This is a genomic window from Microbacterium sp. SORGH_AS_0969, assembly GCF_030818255.1.
Lineage (GTDB): Bacteria > Actinomycetota > Actinomycetes > Actinomycetales > Microbacteriaceae > Microbacterium.
On sequence record NZ_JAUTAG010000001.1, the window covers coordinates 1,638,681 to 1,652,970 of the forward strand.

Consider the following 14,290-nt stretch of genomic DNA (forward strand, 5'->3'; position numbering starts at 1 on the left):
GGAGTGAGCCAATCGGTTTGATCGTCCGCGCGCACCGGACGAGACTGAGAGCATGTCCGACGACAGCTCCTCCATCTACACCCTCTGGGCCATCCTCCGCCGCGACCCCGAGAACCCGGTGACCGCTTCGGATGCCACCGAGCTCGCGGATCTCACCGCCCTCATCGAGGCCGACGGTGTGACCGTCCGCGGCTTCTACGACGTCAGCGGGCTCCGCGCCGACGCCGACCTCATGGTCTGGCTCCACGGCCCGGACCCGCAGGCCCTCCAGCGCGACCTGCGGCGGCTGCGCCGCACCGAGCTGCTGAAGAACCTCCTCCCGACATGGAACGCGATGGGCGTCCACCGCGACGCGGAGTTCAACCGCTCGCACGTGCCCGGCTTCCTCCGCGGTATCCCGGCGCAGCAGTGGCTGTGCCTCTACCCGTTCGTGCGCAGCTACGAGTGGTACCTCCTGCCCGAGGCCGAGCGTCGCGAGATGCTCATCGAACACGGCAAGAAGGGCTCCGCCTACAAGGGGGTCATCGCCAACACCGTGGCATCCTTCGCTCTCGGCGACTACGAGTGGCTCCTGCCGATGGAGGCCGACGTGCTCACCGACCTCGTCGACATGATGCGCGATCTCCGCTACACCGAGGCTCGCCGCCACGTCCGCGAGGAGGTGCCGTTCTACACCGGTCGCCTGGTCACGGTGGACGAGATCCCCGAGATCCTCCAGTGACCGCCCCCCTGCGTCTCGGCACCCGGCGCAGCGCGCTGGCCCTGGCGCAGTCGCAGATGGTGGCCGACGCCGTCGCTGCGGCGTCGGGCGGCGAGGTCGAGCTCGTGCCGATCGTCTCGGAGGGCGACGTCAATCGCGCGTCGCTCTCGCAGCTCGGCGGTCGCGGCGTGTTCGCGAACGGCCTTCGCGAGGCGCTCGCCGCCGGTCGCTGCGACTTCCTCGTGCACTCGCTCAAAGACCTGCCCACCGCGCAGCCCGAGGGCCTCGTCATCGCCGCGACACCGCCGCGCGAGGATGCCCGCGACGTCGTCATCACGCGCGATGCCACGCCCCTGCATGCCCTCGAATCGGGCGCGCGCGTGGGCACCGGTTCGCCGCGCCGCATCGCGCAGGCGCTCCGGCACAACCCGCGCCTCGACATCCACGACATTCGCGGCAACGTCGATTCGCGTCTCGCGCGCGTGCGCGACGGAGAGCTGGATGCCGTCATCCTGGCCGCCGCGGGCATCTCCCGGCTGGGCGGCGAGCTGGGCGGACTGCACGCCGAGGCGCTCGGTCTCGCGGAGTGGCCGACGGCCCCGGGGCAGGGCTCGCTCGCGGTCGAGACGCGCGCCGACATCGGCGCCGACACCCTCGCCGCGTTGGCTGCGCTCGACGACGAGGACACCCGCGCGGCGATCACCGCCGAGCGGACGGTGTTGTCGGTCCTGGATGCCGGATGCCACGCGCCCGTCGGAACGCACGCGTCGATCGCGGACGGCGATCTGCGCCTGCGGGCCGTCGTCTACGCGCTCGACGGCACGCATCGCATCGGCATCGACCGGACCGTGCGCGTCGAGCCCCTTCGCGGGGAGTCCGAGCCCATACACGACGGTCCGGGGCGCGTCGAGCAGGGGTATGCTCGGGAAACGGGCAGTGGCAATGGAGCGGATGCTGCCGACGACGGGGGTCTCATCGCGCGGGCAGCGCGGATAGGCCGAGAAGCCGCGCGTCGGTTGCTCGAACGTGGGGCGGCCGACCTGGTACCACGAGAGTCGACCACATGAATGAAGGCCACCGGCACACGCCGACCACCTCGACAGGCAGCGTGCCCAAACCGCTCGCCGGCCGCCGCGTGCTCGTGCCGCGCGGGGGGCCGTGGGGAGACGGTGTCGCGGCGAGCCTTCGCCAGCGCGGGGCGGTTCCGGTCATCGCGCCGCTCATCAACTTCGCCCCCACGAACGACCAGGCGACCCTCGAGCAGGCGCTCGCCGATCTGGCCGCGGGGGCGTTCGACTGGCTGACGCTGACGAGCGCGACCACCGTCGACGTGCTCTACGCCTATCGGGCCGTCATCCCCGCCGAGACGAAGGTCGCCGTCGTCGGCGAGACCACCGCCGCGGCGATGCAGGCGGTCGGCTATCGCGTCGACCTCGTCCCCGAGCGCGACAACTCGGCCCAGGGCATGGCCGAGCAGATGATCGACCTCGAATCCGAGCCGCGCAAGGTGCTGACCCTGCGCAGCGAGATCGCGAAGCCGGTGCTCACGCGCCTGCTGATCGAGGCGGGCCACGATGTCCGCAGCGTCGTGGCGTACCGCACGGTCGGTGTTCCGGTGACCGAGAAGATCGCCGGCGACGTCCACTCGGGGCGCATCAACGCGATCCTCGTGACCAGCGGCTCCGTCGCCGAACAGGTGGTTGCGCAGTTCCCCGAGATCCCGGCATCCACCGTCATCGCGGCGATCGGCCCGCGCACGGCGAAGGATGCCAAGCGCGCCGGGCTGAGCGTCGACGTGGTCGCTGAGAAGCAGACCGTCGAATCGCTCATCGAGGCCGTGGCCCGCTTCCCCCTGGCCCCCGACGAATCGACCTCATGAGTTTTCCCGAGCACCGCCCGCGTCGCCTGCGTCGCACCCCCGCCGTCCGTCGTCTCGCCCGCGAGACGCACCTCGTCCCCTCTCAGCTCGTGCTGCCGATGTTCGTGCGAGAGGGCATCACCGAGCCGAGCCCGATTGGCTCGATGCCGGGGATCGTGCAGCACTCGCTCGACTCGCTGCGCCGTGCCGTCGCCGAGGCCGCGGAAGAGCGCATCGGCGGCGTGATGCTGTTCGGCGTCCCCGAGACGCGCGACGCCGTGGGCTCGGGAGCGGACGACCCGAACGGCATCCTGAATCTCGCGACGGAGGCCGTGGTGGCCGAGGTCGGCGACGCGCTCGTCGTCCAGACCGACCTGTGCCTCGACGAGTTCACCGACCACGGGCACTGCGGCGTCCTGCAGGCCGACGGCGCTGTGGACAACGACGCCACCCTTGAGCGCTACACCGCGATGGGCCTGGCGCAGGCGCGCGCGGGCTCGGCGATGCTCGGGCTGTCCGGCATGATGGACGGCCAGGTCGGCGCGGTGCGCGAGGCGCTGGATGCCGAGGGCTTCACCGACACGCTGATCCTCGCCTACTCGGCCAAGTACGCGGGGGCCTTCTACGGTCCGTTCCGCGAGGCGGTCGACTCGCAGCTGAAGGGCGACCGCCGCTCGTACCAGCTCGATCCCGGCAACGGGCGCGAAGGCGTGCGCGAAGCGCTGCTGGACGTCGAGGAGGGCGCCGACATCGTCATGGTCAAGCCGGCGCTGCCCTACCTCGACGTGCTCGCCGACGTGAAGGCCTCGGTCGACGTTCCGGTGTGGGCGTACCAGGTGTCGGGCGAGTACGCGATGGTCGAGGCTGCCGCGGCTCACGGCTGGATCGACCGCCGCGGCGCGGTCATGGAGAGCCTGCTCGGTATCCGCCGCGCCGGCGCCGACGCGATCCTGACGTACTGGGCGCTCGAGGCCGCCCGCTGGCTCCGCGCCGAGCTCTGAGCCCCCGGCCGGCCCCGACAAGCGTCGGGGTTCGGCCTTCTCGCGCGCCCGCCCGGAAGAATGGATGCCATGACTGACCTCAACGACCAGTGGTTCGCCCGTGCCAAGGACGTCATCCCGGGCGGCGTGAACTCGCCCGTTCGCGCGTACGGCTCCGTGGGCGGGACGCCGCGCTTCGTGCAGTCGGCCTCGGGCCCTCGGATCACGGATGCCGCGGGTCGCGAGTACGTCGACCTCGTCGCCTCGTGGGGCCCGGCGCTGTTGGGTCACGCGCGCCCCGAGGTCGTCGACGCGGTGCGGGAGGCGGCATCCCGAGGCCTGTCCTTCGGCGCTCCGACCGGAGCCGAGGTCGAGCTCGCCGATCTCATCGCGAACCGCGTGCAGGTCGGCGACCTGAAGCCGGTCGAGAAGGTGCGTCTGGTCTCGACGGGTACCGAGGCGACGATGACGGCGATCCGTCTCGCGCGCGGCGTGACCGGTCGCGACCTGCTGATCAAGTTCGCCGGCCACTACCACGGGCACTCCGACGGGCTCCTGGCCGCCGCCGGTTCCGGTGTCGCCACGCTCGCGCTGCCCGGCTCGGCCGGTGTTCCCGCGCCGATCGCGGCGCAGACGCTCGTGCTGCCCTACAACGACCTCGACGCGGTGCGCGAGGCGTTCGCGGTGCACGGTGAGAACATCGCCGCGATCATCGTCGAGGCGGCATCCGCGAACATGGGTGTCGTCCCGCCGCTCCCGGGCTTCAACGCCGCGATCGCCGACATCGCGCACAGCCACGGTGCGCTCCTGATCATGGACGAGGTGCTCACCGGCTTCCGCGTGCACCCCGCCGGATTCTGGGGGCTCCAGGCGTCGCAGGGCGAGACGTACCTGCCCGACATCCTCACGTTCGGCAAGGTCGTCGGCGGGGGGATGCCGCTGGCCGCCCTCGGCGGTCGCGCCGAGGTCATGGACCACCTCGCTCCCCTCGGGCCGGTGTACCAGGCCGGAACGCTGTCGGGGAACCCGCTGTCGGTGGCGGCGGGTCTCGCGACGCTGCGGCTCGCGACGCCCGAGGTGTACGCGGCGGTCGACGCCTCGGCGGCCCGCATCGCTGACGCCCTCGACGCGGCCCTGACGGCGGAGGGCGTCGTGCACGCCGTGCCGCGCGCAGGTTCCCTCTTCGGCGTCGCGTTCCTTCCCGAGGTGCCGCGCGACTACGCCACGGCGCTCACGCAGCAGTCGTACCGGTACGCGCCGTTCTTCCACGCGATGCTGGATGCCGGCATCTCGCTGCCCCCGAGCGTGTTCGAGGCGTGGTTCCTCACGGCCGCCCACGACGAGGCCGCCCTCGGGCAGGTGCTCGACGCGCTGCCGGGTGCGGCGAAAGCGGCCGCTGAGGCGCTGGACCCCACGCTGCTCGCGCAGTAGACGCGATCTCATCCTCGCGGGGGAGGAACGTCGTCCTTTGTGCCGATGTGCCGGGCCCGCGATCTCGCGAGGCTGGACGCATGCTTCTCGCCGCCGCCCTCGTCGTCCTGTCGCTCGCGCTCGCGGTTGTGGTCGTGGCCGCCCTCGTGCTGTGGCGCCGCCCGGCGATCGTTGTTCCGCACCCGGCCGACGCTCGACGGCCGCGTCGTCGGCGCGCGACGTGGCGGCCGGTCGCGGCCGCGTCGTCCTGACCGTCGCGCCCGCCGCAGCAGTGGAAGACTGTCCTGATGGAGTCTTCCGCGCCTCGCGTCGTCGTCCTCGCTGGTGGAGTCGGAGGGTCGAAGTTCACCCTCGGCGTCCGCGCCGCTCTCCGACGGTTCGGTGCACCCGATGCCACGGTCGTCGTCAACACCGGGGACGACCTGTGGCTGTCGGGAGTCCGGCTGCAGCCCGATGTCGACTCGATCACCTACGCGCTCGCCGGGGTCAACGACACCGTGCGCGGCTGGGGACGCGCGGGCGATACCGAGCGGGTCAACGAGGAACTGCAGGCGTGGGGCGCGGGGTGGCCGTGGTTCACGCTCGGCGACCTCGATCTCGGTACCCACCTCGCGCGCACCGGGTGGCTGCGCGAGGGGCTCACCCCGACCCAGGTGCTCGCGCGCATGGCGGAGCGCTGGCCGCTCGGCATCCGGCTCCTGCCCATGACCGACAGCGAGGTCGACACGCACGTGCTGCTCGAGGACGGGCGCCGTCTGCACTTCCAAGAGTGGTGGACGCGCCACCGCGCCCAACTGCCTCCTCGCGCGTTCGAGAACCCCGGGATCTCGGATGCCACCCCTGCCCCGGGCGTCGCGGAGGCGATCGCGCAGGCCGATGCGGTGCTGCTCGCGCCGTCGAACCCCGTCGTGTCGATCGGGCCGATCCTCGCGGTCCCCGGTATCCGGGACGCTCTTCGTGCGACGTCGGCGCGCGTTGTCGGGGTCTCTCCGATCATCAGCGGGCGGGTGGTGCGCGGGATGGCCGACGTGTGCCTCACGGCGATCGGCGTCGAGACGTCTGCCGCCGCGGTCGCTCGGCACTACGGCGCCCGGTCGGCGGGCGGAGTATTGGACGCGTGGCTGCTGGCCGAGGAAGACGCCGCCGCGGCGCCCGAGGTCGAGGCCGCCGGGATCCGCGCGGTCGTGGCACCCCTGTGGATGCGCGACGAGGAAACGTCCGCGGCGATCGCGGAGGCGGCGCTCCGGGCCTGAGTCCGGGGCGCGCTTCCGGCCTCGGTCGCGCGCGCAGAATCGGAGATGCGCACCGGATCCGGATGCCAAGAGCGATCTCATCCGAATCTGTAGCGCATCTCCGAATCTGCGTGCAGGGCTAGCGGGACCGGCGTTCCGGGAACGCGAGGGCGACGGCATCCGGTTCCCCCGTCAGGATCACCACGTGCGTCGGCGGCAGCAGGAGGTCGGCGGGGCCGATGCCGGTCATCCCTCGCACAGGCTCGTCCCCTCGGGCGCCGCGTCGACCACCGTCGTGGTCACCGACGTGGAGCCGGTGGCCGTGCCCGCGGGCATGTCGGCTACGGGCTGCAGGAGCACCTGCCGCTCCCCGATGAACGCTCCGGTCTCGGGGTCGATGATGATGTCCTGACGGAAGCCGTTCTCGCCCTCGTCGCGGCCGATGGCCGTGCCGGTCCGACCGTTCAGGGTCGCCTGCTCCTCGGTGATCGTGACCCCGGGGATGAGCGCGGCCGTCTCGTAGAAGACCGAGCGCAGCTCCGCCGGCACGGTGCCCGAACGCAGCCGGTCGGCGAGCCACACGAGTGCCTCGCCGTCGCGCGAGGGACCCGCGTTGCCGTTCTCCTGGTAGATCCTCTCCAGCAACTGGTGAGGATCGCGCGGGAGGTCGGCGGCCGAGTCGGCATCGAGCATCGTGATGGGGGCGCCGTCCTCGGTCTTTCCGGCGGGGAGCACGTAGCGTCCGTCGGCCCCGGCACCTTCCCATTCGGAGGCCAACGTCTCGGAGCGGGGGCCGAAGGTCTGGACCGGGGTGCGCGCACACCGGACCTCCACCCAGTCGCCGGATCGGTCGGCGGGTACCCAGAGTGCCTGTACGTCGCTCTCGAGGAACGACGTGAAGTCGCCGTCCTCGAGGTTGCCGTCGCGCTCCCGTCGGGCCACTTCGGCATCCGCCTCGGTCGTTCCCGTCGCCGCGTAGACGGCATCCGTCCGCACCTCGAGGTACTGCCCCGGTCCGACGACCGGGTCGACGACGTCGCGCGCGGCCGTAGCGGCCGCGCCGAGGACGGCGGCGGCGGCCGGATCGGCGCCGCCCGGAGCGCCCAGGGCTCCGCCGAAGACGAACACCCCGGTGAGGGCGCACGTCGCCGCGGCGGCCGATCCTACCCAGATCCATGGGCGGTGGGGTCGACGCGAGCGCGCGGTGGCGGGTGGAGCCTCGATCGCGCGCAGCAGCGCCGCGCGACCGCGGATCACGTCGTCGGGGGTGCGCTCGGGAACGTCGGCCCGGACGCGGTTCAGCAGGGAGATCTCATCCACGGTGGTGCTCTCTTTCTCGGCCGGGGGCCGGACTGACGTGAGGGGCGATGGCGGCGCGGACCTTCCGCCGCGCGCGGCTGAGGCGCGAGCGGACGGTTCCGAGAGGGATGCCGAGGGCCTCGGCGATCCCGGCGTAGTCGAGCTCGCCGAAGGTGTGCAGGAGCAGCACGTCGCGGTCGCCGCGCGAGAGGTCCGCGAGCGCGGTGCCGAGGTGCGGTGCGAGGCCGTCGGCATCCATCCGCTCGTCGGCGGTCTCGATGTCGTCGACGTGGACGCGGGCGATGTCAGCGGCGAGCATGCCGCGCCACGCGCGGGCCTCGAGCCGGGCGTGCTTCTGCATGAGGACGGTCGCGATGCCGAGCAGCCAGGGACGCGCGTCGAGGCCGCCGGTGAAAGAGGCGCGGCGCGCGAAGGCGACGAGGAAGGTCTCGGAGGTGATGTCCTCGGCGAACGCGGTGCCGAGGCGCCGTCCGACGTAGCGGTACACGACGCGCTCGTGCCGGTCGTAGAGGTCGGCGAAGGCGGCCCCGTGTGTCAGGGACCGAACGATGATGTCGCCGTCGTGCGTGCTCACACTGGGTATTGTCCGATTCGCGGAATTGGTTCTCGGTTCGCCGAGATCCGATCGGCGCGACGAGCGTCGAGGGCTCACCGGAATCGGACGAATCGGATGCCTCAGCTGCGCGCGCAGAATCGGAGATGAGCCGCAGATCCGGATGCCGAGAGCGATTTCATCCGGATCCGTTGCGCATCTCCGAATCTGCGACGGGGCTAGCGGGTCCCGCGTGCCCGGGCCGCGTCTGGCGGAGGGCGATGCCGCGCGTCAGGCCGCGGCGGAGGCCAGCACGGCCGCGGTGCGCGGGCCGACGCCCAGGGCGACCGCCTGCGCGAGCTGCGCCGCGGTGTCGACGTCGCGGCGAAGGGTCGACTCCCGCGGGACCGTGAGGTCGGTGCAGCCCAGCAGCCGGTGACGTGCCGCGGAATCGGCGCCGAAGGCGGAGACCCACACCGCACCGGGTCGCGCGGTGACGAGGGTCGAGCCGGTGCCCTCGGCATCCGGGACCAGGCCTCGCTCGACCTCGCCGGCGAGTGCCAGCGCGGCATCGAGGTCGCGCGATGTGAGCGCCGGAAGGTCGCCCAGGAGCGCCGCCCGCGGAGCGTTCACCCCCGCGGCGTCGGCGCCGGTGGCGATCGCCGCGTCGAGTCCGCGGACGTCGCCCTCGGCGAGGACGTCGACCGCGGGCCACTGCGCGACCTGCGCACGCACCTCGGCGTCGTCGGTCACCACGAGCACCCGCCGGACGCGGGCCGTGGCCGCGACCGCGGCGATCGTGTCGAGCGCGATCGCGCGGGCGAGGGCCTCGCGGTCCGCCGTCACGGCGGTCAGCCGCGTCTTGCCCAGGGCGGCGGGCTTGACCGGCACGACGACGGTCCAGCCGTCGCGGATCTCGGGAGTGCTCATCGGATCCATTGTGTGCCGAAGGTCGGACATCCGGGGACGGGGGTAGCGGTGCGCCGGTGATTCGTGCTGCGACTTCCGCCGTGCGCGGGCAACCACCCGGATGTTCGCGTCGGCGTGCGTCGCAGGGGTGAGAGGGTCGAGCGTGCGCGGAATCGGAGCGACGTACCGGAATCGGATGCCGGGACCGCGTCGGTCCGATTCCGGCGCAACGCTCCGATTCCGGTGCGCGCGACCCGCCGCGCCTCAGCTGAAGCGCTTGCGGAGGCGCGGCAGGATCTCCTCGCCGTACATGCGCAGGAACTCCTCCTGGTCGTGGCCCGGGTCGTGGAACACGAGGTGCCGGAACCCGAGGTCGACGTACCGCGCGATGCGCTCGACGTGCTCGTCGGGGTCGGTCGAGACGATGAATCGGGATGCCGCCCGCTCGATCGGCAGCTCGTTCGCGAGGCGCTGCATCTCGATGGGGTCGTGGACGCTCATCTTCTCTTCGGCCGTGAGTGCCAGGGGAGCCCAGAAGCGCGTCTTCTCGAGAGCGGTGTCGTGGTCGGGGTGGTACGACACCTTCACCTCCATGAGGGTGTCGACGTCGTCGCGGGTACGGCCGGCCTTGGCGAGACCGTCGTCGAGCGAGGGCAGCAGCTTCTCGGTGTAAAGCTCCGGGTCTTTGCCGCTCGTGGTGATGTAGCCCTCGGCGATGCGTCCGGCCAGTCGCGTCGCCGCGGGGCCCGAGGCACCGATGTAGATCGGCACCTTCTGCTCGGGGCGGTCGTAGATCGTGGCATCCTTCACCGAGTAGTAGGTGCCCTCGTAGGTGACCCGCTCGCCGGCCCACAGCTCGTTGATGATGGTGATGGCTTCTTTCAGGCGCTGGAAGCGCTCGGGTGCCTCGGGCCACTCGAGGCCGAGCGTCACCTCGTTGAGCGCCTCGCCCGTGCCCACGCCGAGCACGACACGGCCGGGGTACATCACGCCCAGGGTCGCGAAGACCTGGGCGATGACGCCCGGGTGGTAGCGGAACGTGGGCGTGAGCACGCTCGTGCCGATGATCACGCGCTCGGTGCGCGCTCCGAGTGCGCCCAGCCACGGGAGGGCGTTCGGCGCGTGGCCGCCGTCGTGCATCCACGGCTGCAGGTGATCGGAGAGGAAGACGGAGTCGAAACCCACCTCTTCGGCCAAGACGCCGAAGTCGAGGAGCTCGTTGGGCCCGAACTGTTCGCTCGAGGCCTTGTATCCGAATCGCAGGGGAACGCTCATGAACTCTCCTAGGGGCGGGGATGGGTGGGGGTCGCTTCGGCGGGCTCGGCGGCCGGGGTCGTGGTTGCCGCGGGGGTGGGCGGTGGCTTCGGCAGGCTCGGCCACCGGGCTCGGAGCTGCCACGGCCGCCCACGCCGCGGGTTCGAACTCCGACCCGTCGGTGCCGACGAGGCGTTCGTGGAAAGCCTGCACCGTGCCCGGCCACAGCAGGGTCAACCGCCCGGATCGCTCGTCGACGTACCAGTTGCGGCATCCGCCGGTCAGCCAGGGGGTGGATGCCGCTGCCGCGGCGATCTCGTCGGTGTACGCCGCTTCGGCTTCGGGGCGGACGTGGAGCGTCCGGTCGGGGCGGCGATCGCGTTCCGTGAGGGAGCGGACCACGTACACGGCCTGCTCCTCGGCCATGAGGACGGCGGAATTGTGACCGAGGCTCGCGTTGGGCCCGTTCAGCACGAAGAGGTTCGGGAAGCCCGCGACGACCGTCGACCCGAACGAGGTCATGCCCTCCGACCAGTGGTCGGCGAGGGTGGTGTCGTCCGCGCGCACAAGGTCGGCGTAGGGCTGCCGGGTCGAGGCGAAGCCCGTCGCGAGGACGAGGATGTCGGCCTCGTACCGCTCGCCACTCGCGGCGGTGAGAGTGGAACCGTCGACCGCCAGGAGCGCTGTGGGCTCGAGGGTGACGGCATCCGACGCCACCGCGGGGTAGAACGCGTCGGACAGGAGCACGCGCTTGCACCCGAAGGCGTAGTCCGGTGTCAGGGCCTCGCGCAGGGCGGGGTCGGACACCTGGGCGTGCAGGTGGGAGAGCGCCATCGCGCGAGCGGCGGCGGATGCCGCGGCGTCACCCGAGCGCGAGGCGAAGCGTTCTTCTCCCTCGGCGTAGAGCTCGGCGCGCAGGCGGGCGAGGTCGCCGGGGTTCTCGGCGAGACGCTCGCGGTCGCTGCGGGGGATCTCGCCGCCGCCGCGCGGGACGATCCACGCGGGGGTGCGCTGGAACAGCGTCACGTGTGCGGCGCGGCGGGCGAGTTCGGGGACGAGCTGCACCGCGCTGGCGCCGGTGCCGACGACGGCGACCCGCTTGCCGGGTGAGGTCGACGTCGTGGTCCCACCGGGCGGAGTGGAACAGGGGACCGTCGAACGACTCGAGCCCGTCGATCGGGGGGACGTGCGGCTCGGTCAGGCGGCCGCACGCGAGGACGAGCGAGCGGGCGATGAGCGGCTCAGCGTCGATGCCGGTGTCGATGCGCCACACCGCGTCCGCGGCATCCCACTCGGCTCCGAGCATCGGCGTGCGCAGGCGCAGACGGTCGCCGAGTCGCTCGCGCGCCGCGACGTCGCGCAGGTACGTCTGGATCTCGCCGCCCGGGGCGAACGTCCGCGACCAGTGCGGGTTCGGGTGCGCGGCGAGGCTGTAGAGGTGCGCGGGCACGTCGCATGCGACGCCGGGGTAGGTGTTGTCGCGCCAGGTGCCGCCGACATCGGCGGCGCGCTCGAGCACGACGAAGTCGTCGCGGCCGGCTCGACGCAGTGCCCCCGCCATGGCGAGGCCGGCGAATCCCGCGCCGACGATCGCGACGTCGACGATGCGCTCGACGGAGGTCACGCGGGGGCCACCCGGTAGTCGGTCGTCCGCTGCCGGAAGGGGCGCATGAGGCTGCGGGCGAGGCGTTCGGCCGCGGCGACCGGCAGCTCGAGCCCCTGCTCGATGCCGGTGTCGGGCAGCACGCGGCCGTCGTAGAGCGTTCCGCCCAGGTCGTCGCCGCCGGAGCGCAGCAGCACCGCGGCGGTGTCGCGGCCGACGCGCGTCCAGGGAATCTGCACGTGCGGGATGCTGCCCGAGAGGAACAGCCGCGACACGGCGACCATCGCGCGGTGCTCGTCGAGCGGGGCGCGCCCGGTCACGAGCGGAACGTCGCCCCCGGGCAGCGGGATGGGCACGAACTCGGCGAAGCCGCGGGTCTCGTCCTGGATCTCGCGCAGCCGCCGCAGGTGCGCGATCCGCTCTTCGCCCGTCTCGACGTGGCCGTAGAACAGCACCGACGTCGAGCGGAACCCCGCGCGGTGCGCGGCGGTGATCCCCTCGACCCAGCGGTCGATCTCGAGGTCGCCGGGCGCGACGAGCGCGCGCACCCGCTCGCTGAGGATCTTCACGCCCGTGCCCGGCACGGTGTCGACGCCCGCGTCGCGCATCGCGGCGAGGGCACCGTCGAGCCCGAGTCCGCCGCGGTCGGCGAGGTCGCGCACGTCGGCCGGACGATAGGCGTGCACATGGATGCCGGGAGCCCCGCGCTTCACCGCCCGCACCACGTCGAGATAGCCCGAGGGGTCTTCGTCGGGGCGCAGCGAGCCCTGAATGCAGATCTCGGTGGCACCGAGGTCGGCGGCGTCGGCGGCGATGGCCGTGGCGTCATCGAGGTCGAACTCGCCCGCCCCCGTACGGCCGGCGCGCCGGAACCCCGTCGAGGTCAGATTGCGGTTCTGCACGAGAGTGATCGGCTCGCCCACGGTGTAGCGGCGTGCGTCGTCGGCGACGGCGGCGAGGGCATCGAGCTCGGCGCCGGTGGCGCGCAGCAGGCGGGTCCAGTCCGCGTCGTCGAGCCCGAGGGGATCGGATGCCGCCCGCTCGGCGAGGCGCTTCACGCCGGGGTCGGAGCTCGCGGCGCCGGAGCCCGCGGCGCCGGAGCTCGTGGTGCCGGAGCTCGCGGCGTGGTGAGCGGAGGACGAGGGACGAGCGGAGGACGGGAGGTCGGCGTCGGGTCCTCCCTGCGTCCCTGTTCCTCCCTCGGACACCGCGCGCGGGATCACATCGGCCGCGAGCCCCTCGGCATCGGCCAGGGCCCGAACGCGCGCGTGGAGGGCCGGGTCGATCCAGTGCGCGGCATCCTGAACGAACTCGGGATGCGCGGTGAGGCGTTCGCGCAGCGTGTAGCCGTGGGCGGCGGTCTGGGCGGCGAGGTCGTCGATCTGCGGCCAGGGGCGCTCGGGGTTGACGTGGTCGGCCGTGAGCGGCGAGACCCCGCCCCAGTCGTCGATGCCCGCCGCGATCAGGGCGCCCAGCTCGCGCGGGTCGGAGAGGTTCGGCGGTACCTGGATGCGCATGTCGGGTCCGAACACGAGTCGCGCGACGGCGACCGTCGCGAGGTACTCGTGCATGTCGGCATCCGGGGCGCCCTGCATGGCGGTGCGCGGCTTCGCGCGGAAGTTCTGCACGATGACCTCTTGCACGTGGCCGTGCCGGTCATCGAGCTCGCGCAGCGCCACCAGCGACTCAGCGCGGTCGCGCACGGTCTCGCCGATGCCGACGAGGATGCCGGTGGTGAACGGGATGCCGGCGGCCCCCGCGTCGTCGATGACCTTCAGGCGCAGGTCGGGGTCTTTGTCGGGGGAGCCGTAGTGCACCTGCCCGGGCTCTTCGTAGAGGCGGTGCGAGGTGGTCTCGAGCATCATGCCCATCGACGGCGACACCGGGCGCAGCGTCGCCAGTTCGTCGGGGTGCATGACGCCGGGGTTGGCGTGCACGAGCATGCCCGTCTCGGCGGTGATGAGCCGCGCGATGTGCGCGACGTAGTCGATCGTGGAGGAGAAGCCGTGCTCGTCGAGCCACGCGCGGGCTTCGGGCCAGCGTTCCTCGGGGCGGTCGCCGAGGGTGAGGAGCGCCTCTTTGCAGCCGAGCGCCTGCCCCTGTCGCACCACGGTGAGCACCTGCTCGGGGCTCATGTACGTCGGCTTGCGCAGCAGGTTCAGCTGGCCGGGGGTGTCGACGAAGACGCAGTAGTGGCAGCGGTCGCGACACAGCGTCGTGAGCGGGACGAACACCTTGCGCGAGTACGTCAGGACGTCGGGGCGCCCGGCGCGCGCCAGACCCACGTCGCGCAGTGCTCCGGCGACGCGGAACAGCTCGTCGAGAGGGGCGTGCAGCAACCGTTCGGTCTCGTCGACGTTCGGACGGTGGCCGCCCAGGACCTGCGCGAGAAGATCGTCGATCGATGCGCCTCGGGCCGGTGCGACTCGCGGCGCAACACTGCCCGTACTCATCGCTCCAGGCTATCCCTC

Annotated in this window: 13 protein-coding genes; 7 read left to right on the forward strand and 6 right to left on the reverse strand. The window is 72.3% G+C overall.

Annotated elements, in window-relative coordinates:
* Nucleotides 1–52: 52 nt before the first annotated feature.
* The 7 genes from hemQ to cofD all read left to right on the forward strand — a co-directional run bounded on the left by hemQ (nt 53) and on the right by cofD (nt 6,222).
* The gene (gene hemQ, locus QE388_RS07625) at nt 53–721 is read left to right on the forward strand and encodes a hydrogen peroxide-dependent heme synthase (RefSeq protein ID WP_307384513.1); all 669 of its coding nucleotides are present in this window, start codon (nt 53–55) and stop codon (nt 719–721) included.
* Nucleotides 718–1,767, forward strand: a complete 1,050-nt coding sequence (gene hemC, locus QE388_RS07630) for a hydroxymethylbilane synthase (protein WP_307384516.1) — start codon at nt 718–720, stop codon at nt 1,765–1,767. Before hemQ ends, hemC begins: the two co-directional genes overlap by 4 nt.
* Nucleotides 1,764–2,579, forward strand: coding sequence for a uroporphyrinogen-III synthase (locus QE388_RS07635; protein ID WP_058596528.1), 816 nt, complete (start codon nt 1,764–1,766; stop codon nt 2,577–2,579). Before hemC ends, QE388_RS07635 begins: the two co-directional genes overlap by 4 nt.
* Complete coding sequence (gene hemB / locus QE388_RS07640) at nt 2,576–3,559, forward strand: porphobilinogen synthase (protein WP_307384520.1); 984 nt, start codon at nt 2,576–2,578, stop codon at nt 3,557–3,559. Before QE388_RS07635 ends, hemB begins: the two co-directional genes overlap by 4 nt.
* 69 nt (nt 3,560–3,628) lie before the next feature.
* A complete protein-coding gene (gene hemL / locus QE388_RS07645; RefSeq protein WP_307384522.1) occupies nt 3,629–4,969 on the forward strand; it encodes a glutamate-1-semialdehyde 2,1-aminomutase in 1,341 nt (446 codons plus the stop codon).
* Nucleotides 4,970–5,049: 80 nt separating this feature from the next.
* On the forward strand, nt 5,050–5,220 hold the full coding sequence (locus tag QE388_RS07650; RefSeq protein WP_275796468.1) for a hypothetical protein: 171 nt from the start codon (nt 5,050–5,052) through the stop codon (nt 5,218–5,220).
* Nucleotides 5,221–5,256: 36 nt separating this feature from the next.
* Nucleotides 5,257–6,222, forward strand: a complete 966-nt coding sequence (gene cofD, locus QE388_RS07655) for a 2-phospho-L-lactate transferase (RefSeq protein ID WP_307384523.1) — start codon at nt 5,257–5,259, stop codon at nt 6,220–6,222.
* Between the two features lie 225 nt (nt 6,223–6,447).
* Here the strand turns inward: cofD and QE388_RS07660 are convergent, their stop codons facing one another.
* From QE388_RS07660 to cofG, 6 genes are all read right to left on the reverse strand, one after another.
* Nucleotides 6,448–7,521, reverse strand: a complete 1,074-nt coding sequence (locus tag QE388_RS07660) for a CU044_5270 family protein (protein WP_307384525.1) — start codon at nt 7,519–7,521, stop codon at nt 6,448–6,450.
* Nucleotides 7,514–8,095 carry an RNA polymerase sigma factor gene (locus QE388_RS07665; protein WP_307384527.1) on the reverse strand — a complete coding sequence of 194 codons (582 nt, stop codon included), beginning with the start codon at nt 8,093–8,095 and terminating at the stop codon, nt 7,514–7,516. The genes QE388_RS07660 and QE388_RS07665 overlap by 8 nt, the downstream gene beginning before the upstream one ends.
* Before the next feature lie 249 nt (nt 8,096–8,344).
* Nucleotides 8,345–8,983, reverse strand: a complete 639-nt coding sequence (cofC, locus tag QE388_RS07670; protein WP_307384529.1) for a 2-phospho-L-lactate guanylyltransferase — start codon at nt 8,981–8,983, stop codon at nt 8,345–8,347.
* Nucleotides 8,984–9,226: 243 nt separating this feature from the next.
* On the reverse strand, nt 9,227–10,237 hold the full coding sequence (fgd, locus tag QE388_RS07675) for a glucose-6-phosphate dehydrogenase (coenzyme-F420) (RefSeq protein ID WP_307387083.1): 1,011 nt from the start codon (nt 10,235–10,237) through the stop codon (nt 9,227–9,229).
* A gap of 841 nt (nt 10,238–11,078) precedes the next feature.
* Nucleotides 11,079–11,840 carry an NAD(P)/FAD-dependent oxidoreductase gene (locus QE388_RS07680; RefSeq protein ID WP_307384530.1) on the reverse strand — a complete coding sequence of 254 codons (762 nt, stop codon included), beginning with the start codon at nt 11,838–11,840 and terminating at the stop codon, nt 11,079–11,081.
* A complete protein-coding gene (cofG, locus tag QE388_RS07685; RefSeq protein WP_307384532.1) occupies nt 11,837–14,272 on the reverse strand; it encodes a 7,8-didemethyl-8-hydroxy-5-deazariboflavin synthase CofG in 2,436 nt (811 codons plus the stop codon). The genes QE388_RS07680 and cofG overlap by 4 nt, the downstream gene beginning before the upstream one ends.
* Between the last annotated feature and the right edge of the window lie 18 nt (nt 14,273–14,290).

Coding starts and splice junctions, on each gene's coding strand:
- fgd (WP_307387083.1), bottom strand. CDS start 10,237: ATGAGCGTTCCCCTGCGATTCGGATACAAGGCCTCGAGCGAACAGTTC.
- cofC (WP_307384529.1), bottom strand. CDS start 8,983: ATGAGCACTCCCGAGATCCGCGACGGCTGGACCGTCGTCGTGCCGGTC.
- hemQ (WP_307384513.1), top strand. CDS start 53: ATGTCCGACGACAGCTCCTCCATCTACACCCTCTGGGCCATCCTCCGC.
- cofG (WP_307384532.1), bottom strand. CDS start 14,272: ATGAGTACGGGCAGTGTTGCGCCGCGAGTCGCACCGGCCCGAGGCGCA.
- cofD (WP_307384523.1), top strand. CDS start 5,257: ATGGAGTCTTCCGCGCCTCGCGTCGTCGTCCTCGCTGGTGGAGTCGGA.
- hemL (WP_307384522.1), top strand. CDS start 3,629: ATGACTGACCTCAACGACCAGTGGTTCGCCCGTGCCAAGGACGTCATC.
- hemB (WP_307384520.1), top strand. CDS start 2,576: ATGAGTTTTCCCGAGCACCGCCCGCGTCGCCTGCGTCGCACCCCCGCC.
- QE388_RS07650 (WP_275796468.1), top strand. CDS start 5,050: ATGCTTCTCGCCGCCGCCCTCGTCGTCCTGTCGCTCGCGCTCGCGGTT.
- QE388_RS07635 (WP_058596528.1), top strand. CDS start 1,764: ATGAATGAAGGCCACCGGCACACGCCGACCACCTCGACAGGCAGCGTG.